The organism is Stenotrophomonas sp. 3(2025) (assembly GCF_052665395.1).
In genome coordinates this window covers 139,228-155,729 of sequence record NZ_JBQOIF010000004.1, presented here as the reverse complement: position 1 = coordinate 155,729, position 16,502 = coordinate 139,228, and the positions used below count along the sequence as shown (strand labels likewise).

11 protein-coding genes are annotated in these 16,502 nt (G+C 67.2%); all 11 read left to right on the top strand.

From position 1 onward, the window contains the following. The first annotated feature begins 64 nt into the window (after nucleotides 1-64). The 11 genes from prmB (at nucleotide 65) to ACUXVE_RS04860 (ending at nucleotide 16,498) form a co-directional block, all read left to right on the top strand. On the top strand, nucleotides 65-994 hold the full coding sequence (gene prmB / locus ACUXVE_RS04910; RefSeq protein ID WP_025876143.1) for a 50S ribosomal protein L3 N(5)-glutamine methyltransferase: 930 nt from the start codon (nucleotides 65-67) through the stop codon (nucleotides 992-994). Further along, the gene (aroC, locus tag ACUXVE_RS04905; RefSeq protein ID WP_080148350.1) at nucleotides 991-2,094 is read left to right on the top strand and encodes a chorismate synthase; all 1,104 of its coding nucleotides are present in this window, start codon (nucleotides 991-993) and stop codon (nucleotides 2,092-2,094) included. Before prmB ends, aroC begins: the two co-directional genes overlap by 4 nt. Further along, nucleotides 2,087-3,124: a 2-hydroxyacid dehydrogenase gene (locus tag ACUXVE_RS04900; protein WP_445513929.1), complete on the top strand. Its 1,038-nt coding sequence runs from the start codon at nucleotides 2,087-2,089 to the stop codon at nucleotides 3,122-3,124. The genes aroC and ACUXVE_RS04900 overlap by 8 nt, the downstream gene beginning before the upstream one ends. Nucleotides 3,125-3,214: 90 nt before the next feature. Beyond that, nucleotides 3,215-4,243 (top strand): aspartate-semialdehyde dehydrogenase, encoded by a 1,029-nt coding sequence (locus tag ACUXVE_RS04895; RefSeq protein ID WP_025876149.1) that lies wholly within the window; start codon nucleotides 3,215-3,217, stop codon nucleotides 4,241-4,243. 105 nt (nucleotides 4,244-4,348) lie between these two features. Then, nucleotides 4,349-6,337: a FimV/HubP family polar landmark protein gene (locus ACUXVE_RS04890; protein ID WP_445513928.1), complete on the top strand. Its 1,989-nt coding sequence runs from the start codon at nucleotides 4,349-4,351 to the stop codon at nucleotides 6,335-6,337. Between the two features lie 23 nt (nucleotides 6,338-6,360). After that, entirely contained in the window at nucleotides 6,361-6,720 is a 360-nt protein-coding gene (locus ACUXVE_RS04885) for a VOC family protein (protein WP_025876153.1), read from the top strand. Nucleotides 6,721-6,752: 32 nt separating this feature from the next. After that, the gene (gene truA / locus ACUXVE_RS04880; RefSeq protein WP_025876154.1) at nucleotides 6,753-7,523 is read left to right on the top strand and encodes a tRNA pseudouridine(38-40) synthase TruA; all 771 of its coding nucleotides are present in this window, start codon (nucleotides 6,753-6,755) and stop codon (nucleotides 7,521-7,523) included. Further along, nucleotides 7,520-8,176, top strand: coding sequence for a phosphoribosylanthranilate isomerase (locus ACUXVE_RS04875; protein ID WP_025876155.1), 657 nt, complete (start codon nucleotides 7,520-7,522; stop codon nucleotides 8,174-8,176). The genes truA and ACUXVE_RS04875 overlap by 4 nt, the downstream gene beginning before the upstream one ends. A gap of 168 nt (nucleotides 8,177-8,344) precedes the next feature. After that, nucleotides 8,345-9,019 (top strand): YqiJ family protein, encoded by a 675-nt coding sequence (locus ACUXVE_RS04870; protein ID WP_222388656.1) that lies wholly within the window; start codon nucleotides 8,345-8,347, stop codon nucleotides 9,017-9,019. Continuing rightward, a complete protein-coding gene (locus tag ACUXVE_RS04865) occupies nucleotides 9,016-11,034 on the top strand; it encodes a hypothetical protein (RefSeq protein ID WP_445513927.1) in 2,019 nt (672 codons plus the stop codon). The genes ACUXVE_RS04870 and ACUXVE_RS04865 overlap by 4 nt, the downstream gene beginning before the upstream one ends. An 82-nt stretch (nucleotides 11,035-11,116) precedes the next feature. Further along, nucleotides 11,117-16,498, top strand: a complete 5,382-nt coding sequence (locus ACUXVE_RS04860) for a DNA repair ATPase (protein WP_445513926.1) — start codon at nucleotides 11,117-11,119, stop codon at nucleotides 16,496-16,498. Nucleotides 16,499-16,502 lie beyond the last annotated feature (4 nt).

Here is a 16,502-nt window from a genome sequence, read left to right as displayed (position 1 = left end):
GCAACGGATGCCGGCGCAGGCGGCAACCCCTATAATCGGGGGCCACTTTGCCCGCAGTACCGCCATGACCGCTGAAACGGCCGCCGAACTCCATACGATCATCGATCTGATCCGCTACGGCACCAGCCGTTTCAATGCTGCGGGCCTGACCTTCGGGCACAGCTACGACAATGCCCTGGACGAGGCCACCCAGCTGGTGCTGCACGGCCTGCACCTGCCGCACGATCTCGGCCCGGCCTACGGCCAGGCGCGCCTGCTGCGCGAAGAGAAGCTGGCGGTGCTGGAACTGTTCCAGCGCCGCATCGACGAGCGCATCCCGGCCGCCTACCTGACCGGTGAAGCCTGGTTTGCCGGCCTCAGTTTCAAGAGCGACACGCGCGCCCTGGTGCCGCGTTCGCCGATCGCCGAGCTGATCGAGTGCGGCTTCGAGCCGTGGCTGGCCGGCCGCGATGTCAACCGCGCGCTGGACCTGTGCACCGGTTCGGGCTGCATCGCCATCGCCATGGGCCACTACTACCCGAACTGGGAAGTGGACGGCGTGGACCTCAGCGATGAGGCGCTGTCACTGGCCGAAGAGAACAAGGAACGCCTGCAGGCGCACAACGTGACCCTGCTGAAGTCGGACCTGTTCAACGGCCTGACCGGTCGCCACTACGACCTGATCGTCACCAACCCGCCGTATGTCACCAACGACGAGACCGACGCCCTGCCGCAGGAATACTCCTACGAGCCGGAGATGGGCCTGCGTGCCGGCGACGATGGCCTGGACCTGGTGCTGAAGATCCTGCGCGACGCGCCGCTGCACCTGAGCGAGGACGGCCTGCTGATCTGTGAAGTGGGCGAATCCGAACAGCACCTGATCAAGCTGCTGCCGGAAGTGGATTTCGCCTGGGTCGAATTCAAGGTCGGCCAGATGGGCATCTTCGCGGTCGAGTGCCGCGAGCTGATCGCCCACAGCGCGCGCATCACCGAACTGGCGGCGCAGCGCCCGTGAGCTCCAATTCGTTCGGCAAGCTGTTCACCGTCACCACGTTCGGCGAATCGCACGGGCCGGCCATCGGCTGCGTGATCGATGGCTGCCCGCCGGGGCTGGCGCTGGACGCGGCCGAATTCAACCATGACCTGCAGCGTCGCGCCACCGGCAAGAGCCGGCATACGTCGGCGCGGCGCGAGGCCGACGAGGTCGAGATCCTGTCCGGGGTGTACGAGGGCCTGACCACCGGCACCCCGATCGCGCTGCTGATCCGCAACACCGACCAGCGCAGCAAGGACTACAGCAACATCGGCCAGCAGTTCCGTCCGGGGCATGCCGACTACAGCTACTGGCACAAGTACGGCATCCGCGACCCGCGCGGCGGTGGCCGCTCCTCGGCGCGCGAGACCACCATGCGCGTGGCTGCTGGCGTGGTCGCCAAGAAATGGCTGGCCGAGCGTTTCGGCATCACCGTGCGCGGCTACCTGTCGCAGCTGGGCGGGATCACTCCGGCCGGTTTCGACTGGTCGGTAGTCGAGGAAAATCCGTTCTTCTGGCCGCACGCGGCACAGGTGCCCGAGCTGGAGGCGTACATGGATGCGCTGCGCAAGTCCGGCGATTCGGTCGGTGCCTGCGTGGACGTGGTCGCCGACAATGTACCGCCGGGCTGGGGCGAGCCGATCTACGGCAAGCTTGATGGCGAGCTCGCGGCCGCACTGATGAGCATCAACGCGGTGAAGGGCGTGGAGATCGGCGACGGTTTCGCCAGTGCCATGCAGAAGGGCACCGAACACCGTGACCTGCTGACCCCGCAGGGTTTTGCCAGCAACCATGCAGGCGGCATTCTCGGTGGCATTTCCACCGGCCAGCCGGTGGTCGCCTCGATGGTGCTCAAGCCGACTTCCAGCCTGCGCCTGCCCGGTGAATCGCTGGATACGGCCGGCAATGTGGTGGAGGTGGTCACCACCGGCCGCCATGATCCCTGCGTCGGCATCCGCGCTACGCCCATCGCCGAGGCGATGATGGCCCTGGTGCTGATGGACCAGGCGCTGCGCCACCGCGCGCAGTGCGGCGATGTCGGCACCATCACCCCGCGCATTCCCGGCCAGCTTGATGGCTGATACGCGGCCGACGGTATGGGTGAGCCAGCCGCTGATCGACGCGGCCATCGCGCCGCTGCGCGATCGCGTGCAACTGCGCACCACCGATACCGTCACCGCCTGGTCGCCACAGCAGATCGCCGCGCAGCTGGCCGACGTTGACGGGGCGATCATCACCCTCAACGAGCGCATCGGCCCGACCCAGGTCGCCGATGCCGCGGAGTTGAAGGTAATCGCCAATGTCGGGGTCGGCTACAACAACCTGGATGTCGATGCGCTCAGTGCCGCCGGCATTCTCGCCAGCAACACCCCGGACGTCCTCACCGAAACCACCGCCGATCTCGGCTTTGCGCTGCTGATGGCCACCGCGCGCCGGATCACCGAATCCGAGCGCTGGCTGCGCGAGGGCCAGTGGGGGCAGTGGTCGTTCCAGACCATGCTGGGGGCCGACATCCATGGCAGCACGCTGGGCATCCTCGGCATGGGCCGCATCGGCCAGGGCATCGCCCGTCGCGGCGCGCACGGCTTCGGCATGAAGGTGCTCTACCACAACCGTTCGCGGCTGCCGGCCGATACCGAAGCCGCGCTCGGCGCCACCTACGTGGATCTGGACACGCTGCTGGCGCAGTCCGACCATCTGTTGACCGTGTTGCCATACACCGCCGCCTCGCACCACATCATCGACGGCGCCGCGCTGGCCAAGATGAAGCCGTCTGCCACCCTGGTGAACATCGCCCGCGGCGGCATCGTCGACGAACTGGCGCTGGCCGAAGCACTGGCCAACGGTCGCCTGGCGGCGGCCGGCCTGGATGTCTACGAAGGCGAACCCAACGTGCGGCCGGAACTGCTGGCCCTGCGCAACATCGTGCTGACCCCGCATATCGGCAGCGCGTCGCTGGCCACGCGCACGGCCATGGTGCAGCTGGCCGTGGACAATCTGCTGGCCGGGCTGGGTCTGGATGGCAGCCCGTCGCGCATGCCGAGCGCGATCAACGCCGACGCGGCCCTTGCCGCGCGCGCGACCTCGGAAAAAAAAAGCGGGAAACGATAGGGAACCTCCGCGCATCCATCCGAGGAGGCTCCCCGAACCCAGCTGTCGTGCGTGAGTTTTCCCCCTTCCCGTTTTCGTGAGAGTTCCCCCATGAGCAATGCACAACGCAGCTTCCACGTCGCCATCGTCGGCGCCACCGGCGCGGTCGGCGAGACCATGCTGGCCATCCTGGCCGAGCGCGATTTCCCGGTCGGCACCCTGAGCCTGCTCGCTTCCGAGCGCTCGGCCGGCGGCGAAGTCGAATACAACGGCAACAAGGTCAGGATCCAGGACCTGGCCACTTTCGATCCAAGTGGCGTGGATATCGCCCTGTTCTCGGCCGGTGGCAGCGTGTCCAAGGAATACGCCCCGAAGTTCGCTGCCGCTGGCGCGGTGGTGATCGACAACTCCTCGGCCTTCCGTTACGACGATGACGTGCCGCTGGTGGTGTCGGAGGTCAATCCGGACCAGGTCGCCAACCGTCCGCGCGGCATCATCGCCAACCCGAACTGCTCGACCATGCAGATGCTGGTCGCGCTGGCACCGCTGCACCGCAAGTACGGCATCGAGCGCATCAACGTGTCCACCTACCAGTCGGTATCCGGCGGTGGCCGTTCGGCACTGGAAGAACTGGGCAAGCAGACCGGCCAGCTGCTGAGCTTCCAGGAAATCGATCCGCAGCGTTTCCCGGTGCAGATCGCCTTCAACCTGATCCCGCACATCGACGACTTCCTGGACAACGGCTTCACCAAGGAAGAGATGAAGCTGGTCTGGGAGACCCGCAAGATCCTGGGCGACGACAGCATCCTCGTGAACCCGACCGCGGTGCGTGTGCCGGTGTTCTATGGCCATTCCGAATCGGTGGCGATCGAAACCCGTGACAAGGTGACCGTGGCCGAAGCGCGCGCGTTGCTGGAACAGTCGCCGGGCATCGAGGTGGTGGATCGTCACGAGGCCGGTGGCTACCCGACGCCGGTCACCCATGCCTCGGGCACCGACGCGGTGTACGTCGGCCGCATCCGCGAGGACCTGTCGCATCCGCGCGGCCTGAACCTGTGGATCGTGTCGGACAACGTGCGCAAGGGCGCAGCCCTCAACGCGGTGCAGCTGGCCGAGCTGGTCGCCGCCGAGAAGCGCTGATCCCCGCTGTTGCCTGACCGGTAGTGCCGGCAGCTGGCCGGCACTAGCGCGGTCCGCCTCCCCGGTGGGTGCGGACCGTGGTCCGCACGCTTTATAGTGTCGCCCATGAATAAACGAGCCAAGGGCGCACGGCGTCCGCTCACCTGTCTTTCCGCCGCGCTGCTGGCCCTGGTCAGCAGTTCGGCCATGGCCCTGGGCCTGGGCGACATCCGGGTCCTGTCCAAGCCGGGACAGCCGTTGCTGGCCGAGATCCCGGTGATCTCGGCCGATCCGTCCGAACTTGAGAACCTGCGCGTCGCGCTCGCTTCGCCGGTCACCTTCGAGCGCGTTGGCCTGCAGCGCCCGGTGGGTCTGGTCAGCGAACTGCAGTTCGAGCTGACCCGCAATGCGCAGGGCAGGGCGGTGGTACGGGTGACCTCGCAGACGCCAGTGGAAACTCCCTCGTTGAGCTTCCTGGTCGAGGCCGACTGGGGCCAGGGCCGGCTGGTGCGTGAGTACTCGGCGCTGGTCGATGCACCGGCCAGTGCACTGGCCGTGGCCGAACCGGAAATCGTCGCGCCAGCCGGTGTGCTGTCGGACACCATCGTCCGGGATGCGCCTGCCACCGCTGCAACCGCACCCGAGCCGGCACCGGTCACGGCGGCCGCCGCACCTGCCGCACCGCGTCCACGGGCTGCGTCACCTGCGCCAGCACCTGCACCTGCACCTGCACCAGCGCTCGCTGCAGACGGCAGTGTGACCGTGCAGCGCGGACAGACGCTTTCGCAGATCGCCGGCTCGCTGGCCCGTGGCAATCAGATCAGTCGCGACCGGGCGATGATCGCGCTGTTGCGTGCCAACCCCGAAGCCTTCATCCGTGGCAACGTCAACCTGCTCAAGCAGGGCGCGGTGCTGCGCATGCCGGGCGATACCGCACTGGCCGCGGTGGATGCGGCCGAGGCGGCCGCGCTGGTCCGCGAACATGCCGCGCAGTGGCGGCAGGCACGCACCGTGCCACAGCCGGCTGGCGCCGCGATGCCGGTGGCCAAGGCCGATGGCGCTGCTTCTTCCCCGGCTGCGGCCACAGGGGCACGACTTGAAATCGCTCCGGCGCTGGCATCCGACGCCGCGCACGCGGGCACAACCACCGGCACCAGTGCCGGCAGCGAGGGTGACATGCTGGGCAACGAACAACTGCGCCAGGCCAAGGAGGACATCGCCACCCGCGATGCCGAAATCGGCGATCTGAAGCAGCGCGTGGCGGAGCTGGAGAAGCTCAAGGAGCAGCAGCAGTCACTGATCGCGATGAAGGACAACGACCTGGCCGCCGCCCAGCAGCGTTTGGCCCAGGCGCCCGGTGCGCCCGGCGCTGGCACGCCGTGGTACTGGCTGGGCCTGCCGCTGCTCGTGCTGGTTGCCCTGGGCGCCTGGCTGCTGCGTCGTCGCAAGCCCTCGCCGCTGCCGCCGCTGCGCGAGGAACACGATGCCGCCGGCCTGGCAGCAGCGCTGCCGGCAGGTGCCGCGCTGGATACCCTGACCGAACAGGACGCCGGGGTGAACTTCGCCGCCGATGGCGGACGCCAGGAACCGGCGATGCCGGCCTGGGCTGCCACCGACCATGACGTGCCGGCTGCGGACATCCAAGTGGATGCCTCGCCGGCCGAGTGGCGGGCGGGTGAGCTTGATGAAGACCAACGGGTTGAACTGCCTGCTGCGGTGAACGATCTGCCGCGCTGGGACGATCCTGCCGGCGCTGCTGCGGTGGCGCCCATCGCGCCAGCCGAGGTGGCCGTGCCCGAATACGCGCTGCAGGCCGAACAGGAGCCGCAGTTCCGCGGTGTGTTCGATCTGCCGGCCGAACCGCATGAGCATGAGACGGCTGCACCGGTCGATCTGCACGACGACCGTGCTGCCGCCGAGGACGCCGTCGGGTCTGCTGCAGACAATGGCCATGACTGGGCACCGCGTATCGGCCAGGAACGGCTGGAACTGGCCATCGCCTATCTGGACCTGGGCGACGCGCAGACCGCGCGCACCCTGCTGCAGGAGGTTGCCGAAGGGGGTGACCTGCATTGCCAGGCGCAGGCCCGCGAACTGCTGGCCCGTCTGCCCTGACACCCTTTCGACAAGGGCCTGCGATGACCCGCGAACGCCGTCTCGACTACGTTGAATTCGCCTCGAGCGACCCGGCTGCGAGCCGCGCGTTCTTCGAGGTCGTGTTCGGCTGGTCGTTTGTCGATTACGGCAGCGACTACACCGCTTTCGATGATGGCCGCCTGCAGGGAGGCTTCTTCCGTGGCCAACCGCAACGTGCCAGCGAAGGCGCGCCACTGCTGGTGCTGTATGCCGACCAGCTGGCGCCGATGGAAGCGGCGGTGCGCGCGGCCGGTGGTCAGATCGTGCGGACCGTGTTCTCTTTCCCTGGCGGCAGCCGTTTCCAGTTCGTCGAGCCCGGTGGCAACGAACTGGCGGTCTGGTCCGAGCGCGACCCGGCCTGAGCGCCGCCCCACCCGCAATATCGAGGTAGCACATGCGTTACGCGCTCGGCGTCGAGTACGACGGCAGCGATTTCAGGGGCTGGCAGAACCTGGGCGAGGGCGGACCCAGCGTCCAGGCCAGCCTGGAACAGGCCCTGTCATCGGTGGCCGATACCCCGCTGCAGGTGGTCTGCGCCGGCCGCACCGATGCCGGTGTGCACGGCCAGTGCCAGGTCGTGCACTTCGACACCGACGTGGTGCGTGATCCGCGCGCGTGGATGCTCGGCACCACCACCCGCCTGCCGCGTTCTATCGCCGTGCGCTGGTGCGTGCCGGTGGCCGATGATTTCCATGCCCGTTTCTCCGCCCGCGCACGACGTTATCGCTACCGCCTGCTCAATCGCGAAGTGCGCCCGGCGCTGGGCCGGCAGACCCTGAGCTGGGAGCGGCGCCCGCTCGATGCCGAGCGCATGCACCTGGCCGGGCAGGCCCTGTTGGGCGAGAACGACTTCAGCGCCTTCCGCTCGGTCCAGTGCCAGGCCCTGCATGCGCGGCGCGAACTGCAGTCGCTGCAGGTCAGCCGCCACGACGACGTCATCGAGGTGGCGGTGCGCGGCAATGCATTCCTTCATCACATGGTCCGCAATATCGTCGGTTCGTTGATACTGGTCGGCAGTGGCGAGCAGCCGGTGGAGTGGATCGCCGAACTGCTGGCCGGGCGCGACCGCACCGTAGCCGGTCCCACCGCTCCTCCGCAGGGACTGGTGTTCCTGGGGCCGCTGTACCCCGACAACTGGCATCTGCCCGCCGAGGTAACGCTATGAGCCGCTCCTACTACCGTACCCGCATCAAGTTCTGTGGCATGACCCGTGCCGGCGACGTGCGCCTGGCCGGCGAGCTGGGCGTGGATGCGGTGGGCTTCATCTTCGCCCGCGAGAGCAGCCGCCGGGTCGCGCCGGCCGAAGCGCGCGCGATGCGCCAGGCCATCGCACCGATGGTCGACGTGGTGGCGCTGTTCCGCAACAACAGCAGGGAAGAAGTGCGCGAGGTGCTGCGTACCGTGCGGCCGACCCTGCTGCAGTTCCATGGCGAGGAAGACGAGAGCTTCTGCCGCAGCTTCAACATGCCTTACCTGAAGGCGATCGCCATGGGCGGGCGCGAGGAGATCAATGCGCGCACCCTGCAGCTGCGCTACCCCAGCGCCGCCGGCTTCCTGTTCGACAGCCATGCGCCGGGCGGCGGCGGCGGTACCGGCGTGGCCTTCGACTGGTCGCGTATCCCCACCGGCCTGCACCGGCCGTTCCTGCTGGCCGGAGGCCTGACGCCGGAGAACGTGCATGACGCCGTGCTGGCGACCCTGCCGTGGGGCGTGGATGTCTCCAGTGGCATCGAGTTGGAGCCGGGCATCAAGGACGGCTACAAGATGCGCACGTTCGTGGAAGAAGTCCGGCGCTCCGATTGCGCCGTGCTGGATTGAGACACGGTCACTTCCGAGGTGTCCGGTCTTCACATTTGAGCCTGCACACCCTCTTCACATAGGATGATCCCAAGCGTGCTGGCCATGAGGGCCGGCACGAGGATCGACGGAGCCGCTGGTGGCGTGCTCCGAACGGGCGCCTGGCGCCCCCGCCCAGGAAGGCAAGCGATGCAGGAATTCCTAACCGTCGTACTCGGTTATCCGACCCTCCCGTACAGCGTCGCGCTGGCGGTGGCGGTGCTGTATTGGGGGATTGCCGCCTTTGGCCTGGTCGATGACGGTTTCGGCGAGGCCGGTGCCGATGGCGCCCTTGAAGGCGATGCCCATCTCAGTGGCCTGTCAGCGCTGCTGGCGCGCTGGGGCCTGGGCGGCGTGCCGCTCATGGTGGTGGTGACGCTGCTGAGCCTGTTCGCCTGGACCCTCACCTACTTCATCCATCTGTACCTGCTGCTGCCGTTGCCCGACCTGCTGCGCTGGTCATTGGGCACCGTCGTGGCGGTGCTTGCACCCCTGCCGGCCGTGCCGGTCACCGCGATGCTGCTGCGTCCCATCCGCCGCTTCCTGCTGCGCCTGCGCCCGGTGCCGCAGGCCTCGCTGCTGGGCCGGGTCGGCGTGGTCGCTTCGCCCAAGGTCGACGCACGCAGTGGCCATGCCACCGTCGATGACGGCGGTGCCGGCCTGGTCCTGCAGATCCGCAGCGACATCGAACTGCAGCGCGGCGAGCGCATCGTGCTGGTCGAGCACGTGGCTGCACAACACCATTACCGGGTGGTCCGCGCCGACGCGGTCGCCCTCGACTTCCAGGACAACCTGCTTCCGGGCAACAAGGAGAAACATCAATGACGTTGGCATCCGTGCTCCCCTTCCTGATCATCGTGGGCGGCGTCCTCGCCCTCCTGCTCGGCGTGGCGGGCCTGTTCAAGGCGTTCTACCGCAAGGTCGACCAGGGCGTGGCCCTGATCGTCAACGACATGAGTTCCACCCCGAAAGTGCATTTCACCGGTGCGCTGATCATTCCCGTGCTGTACCGCGCCGAGCTGATGCGGATCAGCCTGATCACCCTGCAGATCGACCGCCGCGGCAAGGAAGGCCTGATCTGCCGCGACAACATGCGCGCCGACATCGCCGTGGCGTTCTACCTGCGCGTCAACGAGACCCAGGCCGACGTACTGCGCGTGGCCAAGGCGATCGGCGCCGACCGCGCGTCGGACAAGCATGCCGTCGATGAGCTGTTCAACGCCAAGTTCTCCGAAGCACTGAAGACGGTCGGCAAGAAGTTCGATTTCACCGAGCTGTTCGAGAAGCGCCAGGAATTCCGCGACGAGATCATCGCGGTGATCGGCAACGACCTCAATGGGTATGTGCTGGAAGACGTGGCCATCGACTACCTGGAGCAGACCCCGAAGTCGCTGCTGGACCAGTTCAACATCCTCGACGCGCAGGGCATCCGCAAGATCACCGAGCTGACCGCTGCGCAGAACGTGGTGACCAACGAACTGGAGCAGAACGAGAAGCTGGCCATCACCAAGAAGAACGTCGAAGCCCGCGAAGCACTGCTGGCCCTTGAACGGCAGCAGGCCGAAGCCGAGGCACGGCAGAAGCGCGAGATCGAGACCATCCGTGCGCGCGAGGAAGCCGAGACCGCCAAGGTGCAGGAAGAGCAGCGCCAGCTGTCCGAGAACGCCCGCATCGAAGCGCAGCAGCTGATCGACATCCGCGAGCAGAACCGCATGCGCGAAGTTGAAGTGGCCGAGCAGAACCGCCAGCGCGCCGTGGCCATCGAAGCCGAGCGCGTCGAGCGCGCACGCCAGCTGGAGCAGGTCACCACCGACCGCGAAGTGCAGCTGCAGGGCGTGGAGCGCGACAAGGTGGTCGAGCAGGGCAAGATGGACGTGGCCAACATCACCCGCGAACGCATCTCCATCGACAAGACCGTGGCGCAGGAAGAAGAGCGCATCAAGGAAGTGCGCGAAGTCTCCGAGGCCGACCGCCAGAAGCAGGTGTTGATCCTGGAAGCCGAGGCGAAGGCGCAGGAAGCGCTGGTGCGCGAAGTGAAGGAAGCCCAGGCCCGCGAGACCGCCTCCAAGCATCGCGCGGTGGAGCTGACCACGCTGGCGCAGGCCGAGCACGAAGCCGCCGGCAAGCAGGCCGAGGCCAAGCGCCTGCTGGCCGACGCCTTCCGCGCCGAGCAGGCCGCGCCCGGCCTGGCCGAAGCGCAGGTACGCGAAGCGTCGGCGCTGGCGATCGAGAAGGTCGGCATCGCCGAGGCGCGCGTGATCGAAGCCAAGGCCGAAGCGAACCTGAAGCAGGGCAGCAACGAGGCGCGCGTGCTGGCCGAGACGCTGCAGGCACAGGCGCAGGGCGAGGAGAAGATGGGCCTGGCCCGTGCCACCGCCACCGAATCGCTGGGCAACGCCGAAGCCGGCGTGGTGCAGAAGAAGCTGCTGGCCGAGGCCGAGGGCCTGGTCCGCAAGTTTGAAGCCATCGCTTCGCTGAGCGACCAGGCGCGCGGCCATGAAGAATTCCGCATGATGCTGGACAACAGCCTGAAGCAGGCGCTGGCCTCGATCGAAGCCGGCAAGGAAGTCTCGCGCGAGAACGCCGGCGTCATCGCCAGCGCGCTGCGCAACGCCGACATCGACCTGGTTGGCGGCGACGGCGGCATGTTCGAGAACCTGATCAAGGCGGTTTCGCTGGGCAAGTCGATCGAAGGCTTCGCCGGCAAAAGCCCGATCGTGCAGGACCTGATGCAGCGCTACCTGGGCGTCAACGTGGCCGACAATGCACCGCGGCAGATCGCCGAGGACGCAGAGACCGTGCCCGTCGCGGCGACCGTCGTGGTCGACAGCGCGCGCTGATCCACCCGGCGATGGCCATCGCCATCGCCCACCCGTGCCGGCCGCATCGACGGCCGGCCGTCCGTGAGCCGGAAACCTGCTGATGTCCGAAACCAAACCGTCCACCGAGTCCGTCGCACCAGAGGCTGCCGGCGATACCGTCGACCAGGCCGTAGCCCAGGGCGGCGCCTATGAAGTCCTGCGGCGCCGTCTCGGCGAACAGGGCCAGCGCCTGCAGGCCGTTGCCGAGCAGCTGAACCGCCAGCGCCTGGCCGAGTTCGGCGACAGCCGCCTGGAGGTGGTCGGCCGTTTCCGTATCCGCAGCGAGAACAACTGTGTCGGCCGCGACATCGTCCAGGTCGGCCCGGATCGCCTGCTGTTCGGCTACAACGTGTTCATCGGGCTCAAGACCCAGACCCGCATTGAAGATGTGTTCGGTCTGTACCGGCTGGTACAGGGCGCTGATGGCTACGACGTCGCTGCCCTTGAACTGAAGGGCAGTTTCCTCGACCAGCCCGGCTTCGTGCATGACTTCAACGAGCTGTACGCCTACTACAAGCATGCGCGCCTGCTGCAGCTGATCGTGGTGGGCGACAAGCTGCTGGCCTCGTTCCAGATCGGCGAGCGCAGCAGCGACGTGCGCGTGTTCCGCTGGGCGTTGTCACGCGAAGGCGAACTGACCTATCTCGATGCGCGCGGCGAGCGTGACATCGCCTTGCCGCCACCCTTCGATTTCGAATGGACCCGCGCCACGCGCGACCTTGCCGTCAACGGCCGCCATTCGCATCTGAACATCCTCGATACCCTGTTCGTGGAAACCACCGGTGGCGATCTCACCATCAAGGTGGAGAACAACACCGAAACCGGGCAGGGCATCTACAGCGAACCGGTGGAGGACAGCACGCAGTCGCTGGACGATGCCCAGTTCGAGTTCGCCCGGGTCGGCTCGCTGGTGCTGCTGAAAGTGCTGCCCTACCGCGAAACCGAATGGCGCGGACTGATCTACAACACGCTTACCGGCGACATCGTGCGCAACGATGCCATCGTCCAGGCCTGCGTGCAGCTGCCCGAAGACCACGGCATCATCTTCCCCGGCGGCTATTACCTGCAGGGTGGCGAGCACAAGGCGTTCGACGCCTCGATGGATGGCATGCAGTTCAAGCGCAGCATTCGTTCGCCCAACGGCGAGGACGTGCTGTACATCTTCTACGAGCGCGAAGGCGGGCGTTCGGCGCTGTTCGTCTACAACACCATCCAGCGCGTGCTGCAGAACCCCGTGTTCGGCCACGGCTATGCCTTCATGCAGGACGGGCGCATGGTGCTGTTCCATGCCGAAGGCACCGAGCCGACCCGCATCCATCCGATGCAGGTCTGGCAGACGCCCTTCAGCAGCGATGAGTTCGCCGCCAGCCGTCCGCCCGGCAATACCTTCATGGGGCGCATCGGCAACGCCGAGCTGGTTCGCGGCATCTCCAACCTGTTCAACCTGGCGCGCGAGATCGACGGCCAGGATGTATCGGTGCAGCGCTACCAGCGCCTGGTAGCCGATACCCGGCGGCTTTTCGATGCGCATCATTGGCTGGGTGACGAGGCCTGCGATGGCGCCGAAGCCCTGCTGCGGCAGATCAGCGCCACCGGCGAATCGGTGCTGGACGAATACGAAAAGGTGCAGTCGATCCGCCAGCAGTCGGCCCAGGCAATGGCCGAGGCCGAGGCCACGCACAAGGCGCTGCTGGGCCGGCTGCAGCCGGAAAACTGGAACGAGGTGCAGGCCTTCGTCGAAGCGCTCAACGCGATCACCGCACTGCGCGGTCGACTGCTGACCATCCGCGAACTGCGCTACATCGATACCGCGCGCATCGAGGCGATGGCCGCCGAACTGGTGCAGGCGCACGACCGTGTCGGCGCCGCCACCGGTACCTTCCTTGCCGGCGATGCAGCGCTGGCCCCCTTGACCGCCCGCATGCAGGCGCTGGACGAAGCCGCACAGCAGGCCGCCAGTGCACGCCAGCTGGATGAGCAGCTGGACGGCCTGCGCGGCATGGCCGGCGACCTGGACATGCTGTCCGAGCTGATGGCCGGGCTGAAGGTCGACGATGCGACTGCGCGCACCCGCGTGGTCGAATCCATCTCGCTGCTGTACGGGCGCCTGAACCAGGCACGCGCCCGCGCCGAACAGCGCCGCAAGTCGCTGGGTTCGGCCGAAGCCGTGGCCCAGTTCGCCGCCCAGTTCGCCCTGTTCTCGCAGTCGATCACCAGCGCGCTGGCGATGGCCAGCGACCCTGAGCGGGCCGACGAACAGTTGTCGCGCCTGCTGGTGCAGCTGGAAGAACTGGAAAGCCAGTTCGGCGAGCACGAGCAGTTCGTCGGCGACATCCTGAGCAAGCGCGAAGAGCTGGTCGAAGCCTTCGATACGCACAAGCAGGCCCTGCTGGATGATCGCCAGCGCAAGGCGCGCTCGGTGCTCGATGCCGCCAACCGCATCCTTGATGGCCTCGGAAAGCGTACCGAGCGGTTCGGCACGGCCGACGAGCTCAACGCGTTCTTCGCCGGCGATCCGCTGATCCTCAAGCTGCGTGAACTGGCCGAGCGCCTGCGTGCGCTGCGCGACAACGTCAAGGCTGACGATGTCGAGGCGCGCCTGAAGGGCGTGCGCGACCAGGCCGTGCGCCAGCTGCGCGACCGCAGCGACCTGTACGAGGCCGGCGGCAACGTGGTCCGCCTTGGTCCGCGCCATCGATTCAGCGTGAACACCCAGGCGCTGGACCTGACCCTGCTGCCACGGGGTGAAACCCTTGCCATCCACCTCACCGGCACCGATTTCCTGGAGACGCTGCACGATCCCGAGCTTGATGCGCTCAAGCCGTTCTGGCCGGTGACCCTGGATTCGGAATCGGCAGCGATCTACCGCGGCGAATACCTGGCCGGGTGCCTGTTGCTGGCTGCGGAGGAGGGCCGCGATGGCCTGGACATGGCCCAGCTGCAGCACGATGCAGCCGAACCGGAAGCGCTGGGCCAGCGGGTCCGCGCCTTTGCGGCACCGCGTTATCGCGAGGGCTACGAGCGCGGTATCCATGACCATGACGCCGCCCTGATCCTGCGCGCGCTGTTGCCGCTGCAGCAGGCCGCCGGACCGCTGCGGCATTCGTCCCATGTGCGTGCGTTGGCACTGCTGTTCTGGGCCGCGCGGCAACGCGATGAAGCCGTGGCGCAGTGGCCCGGCCGGCAGGCCGGTGCGGAGGCCATCGCGCGCCTGTTCGGTTCCGACGAGGGGCGCCAGGCCCTGCGTGCGGAAATGGCCAAGGCGCTGCATGACCATGCACTCGCGCATGCACTGCCGTTTGACGCCGCCGCCGCCGATGCAGCAGCGGCATACCTGGGCGAAGAACTGGTGGCCGGCGAGCCGGTGTTCAGCACCAGCCGGCACGCGCAGGCATTGCTGGACGCGCTGTCGCAGCAACTGGAGCAGGCGGGCCAGCGTGATGCGCTTGAACGTGCGCTGCAGCGCTCGCAGGATCCGCTGGCCATGCGTTGGGCATTGGCCGGGCAATGGCTGCGGGCGCTCGCCGGGCTGCCGACACAGTCGGCGCATGCCGGCTATGTCGAAGAAGCGGCGGCATTGCTGCTGGTGCAGCGACAGCTGCGCACCCGTGCCAGCGATGCACCGCTGCAGGCGGAGGTCAGCGGCCTGCTGGGCGAACACGCCCGCATCCACAACGGCAGCCTGACCGTGTCGCTGGACGATTTCCTGGCACGCCTGCAGCATCACCTGCAGGCGTTCGTACCGGCCTTCCATGCCTATCAGGCGGTGCGCCAGGGCATCATCGGTCGCGAACGCGAAACCCTGCGGCTGTCGGAGTTCAAGGCCCGGCCGTTGTCGTCCTTCGTGCGCAACAAGCTGATCAACGACGTATATCTCGGCGTGATCGGCGACAACCTGGCCAAGCAGATGGGCACCGTTGGCGAGAACAAGCGCAGCGACCTGATGGGCCTGCTGATGATGATCTCGCCGCCCGGCTACGGCAAAACCACGTTGATGGAGTACGTGGCACATCGCCTCGGCCTGGTCTTCATGAAGATCAACGGCCCGGCGCTGGGCCACGAAGTGCGGTCGCTGGATCCGCAGCAGGCACCGGACGCCACCTCGCGGCAGGAGCTGGAAAAGCTCAACCTGGCGCTGGAGATGGGCAACAACACCATGTTGTATGTCGATGACATCCAGCACACGCACCCCGAGTTCCTGCAGAAGTTCATCTCGTTGTGCGATGGCACGCGCCGCATCGAAGGCGTATGGCGCGGCCATACGCGCACCTACGACATGCGTGGCAAGAAGTTCTGCGTGGTCATGGCCGGCAACCCGTACACCGAATCCGGCGAAGTGTTCAAGATTCCGGACATGCTGGCCAACCGTGCCGACATCTACAACCTGGGCGATGTGCTCGGTGGCATGGAAGCAGCCTTCACGCTCAGCTACATCGAGAACAGCCTGACCTCCAACCCGGTATTGGCGCCACTGGCCACGCGCGAGATGGCCGACCTGTACCTGCTGGTCGACCGCGCGATGGGCAAGGATGTGTCCACCAACGGCCTGAGCCACGCCTACAGCGGCGCCGAGATCAACGAGATCACCGCCACCCTGCAGCGCATGCTGCAGGTCCGCGATGTGGTCTACAAGGTCAACCAGCAGTACATCGCCAGCGCTGCCCAGGATGACCGCTATCGCACCGAGCCGCCCTTCCGCCTGCAGGGCAGCTACCGCAACATGAACAAGCTGGCGGAGAAGATTTCGCCGGTGATGAATGACGACGAGCTGCAGCAGCTGATCTCCGACCACTACCTGGGCGAAGCGCAGCTGCTGACCACCGGTGCCGAAGAGAATCTGCTGAAGCTGGCCGAGCTGCGTGGCGTGCTCGATGAAGAACGCGCGCAACGCTGGGCGCAGATCAAGCGTGATTTCCTGCGCAACAAGGCAATGGGTGCCGGTGACAGTGATGTCGGTGGCCGCGTGGTCGCGCAGCTGGCCGACATCGCCAGTGCGTTGCAGCTGCCACCGCCGCCGCCGCCGCCGGCAGAGGTGGCCGTCGTACCGGAGCCTGCGCCATGGCCGGCCTTGCTGGCAGCGCTGCAGCGCCTGGCCGATGCACGTCCGGCCAGCGCGCCGGCTGCCGCCGTACCGCAGGCCGCAGCCACGCCATTGGCCGAAGACCTGCAGGCTGGTCTGGCACCGCTGCTGCAGCTGCTGGTCGCCTCGCAGGAACAGCAGGTGCAGTTGTCGCAGACGTTGGCGGCGTTTGCCGGGTGGGCCCGGCAGCAGGTAACGGCCGATGTGGCCACGACCGACACGCGTCGTCGCCCGCGGGTGCGTCGTGCAGCGACTCCGGAAGAACGTGCGCTGGACGAAGCGCTGATGCGCCACTTCTACGGTGAATCATTGCCGCCGGAAACGCTGGCTGATGACGGCCCACGGCCGCCGCCGCTGCCGTGACCTG

Excerpts from the sequence above, each read along its gene's own strand:
- ACUXVE_RS04875 (WP_025876155.1), top strand. The coding sequence starts at position 7,520 with ATGAGCCGCTCCTACTACCGTACCCGCATCAAGTTCTGTGGCATGACC.
- ACUXVE_RS04890 (WP_445513928.1), top strand. The coding sequence starts at position 4,349 with ATGAATAAACGAGCCAAGGGCGCACGGCGTCCGCTCACCTGTCTTTCC.
- ACUXVE_RS04900 (WP_445513929.1), top strand. The coding sequence starts at position 2,087 with ATGGCTGATACGCGGCCGACGGTATGGGTGAGCCAGCCGCTGATCGAC.
- ACUXVE_RS04860 (WP_445513926.1), top strand. The coding sequence starts at position 11,117 with ATGTCCGAAACCAAACCGTCCACCGAGTCCGTCGCACCAGAGGCTGCC.
- ACUXVE_RS04895 (WP_025876149.1), top strand. The coding sequence starts at position 3,215 with ATGAGCAATGCACAACGCAGCTTCCACGTCGCCATCGTCGGCGCCACC.
- prmB (WP_025876143.1), top strand. The coding sequence starts at position 65 with ATGACCGCTGAAACGGCCGCCGAACTCCATACGATCATCGATCTGATC.
- ACUXVE_RS04870 (WP_222388656.1), top strand. The coding sequence starts at position 8,345 with ATGCAGGAATTCCTAACCGTCGTACTCGGTTATCCGACCCTCCCGTAC.
- ACUXVE_RS04885 (WP_025876153.1), top strand. The coding sequence starts at position 6,361 with ATGACCCGCGAACGCCGTCTCGACTACGTTGAATTCGCCTCGAGCGAC.
- ACUXVE_RS04865 (WP_445513927.1), top strand. The coding sequence starts at position 9,016 with ATGACGTTGGCATCCGTGCTCCCCTTCCTGATCATCGTGGGCGGCGTC.
- truA (WP_025876154.1), top strand. The coding sequence starts at position 6,753 with ATGCGTTACGCGCTCGGCGTCGAGTACGACGGCAGCGATTTCAGGGGC.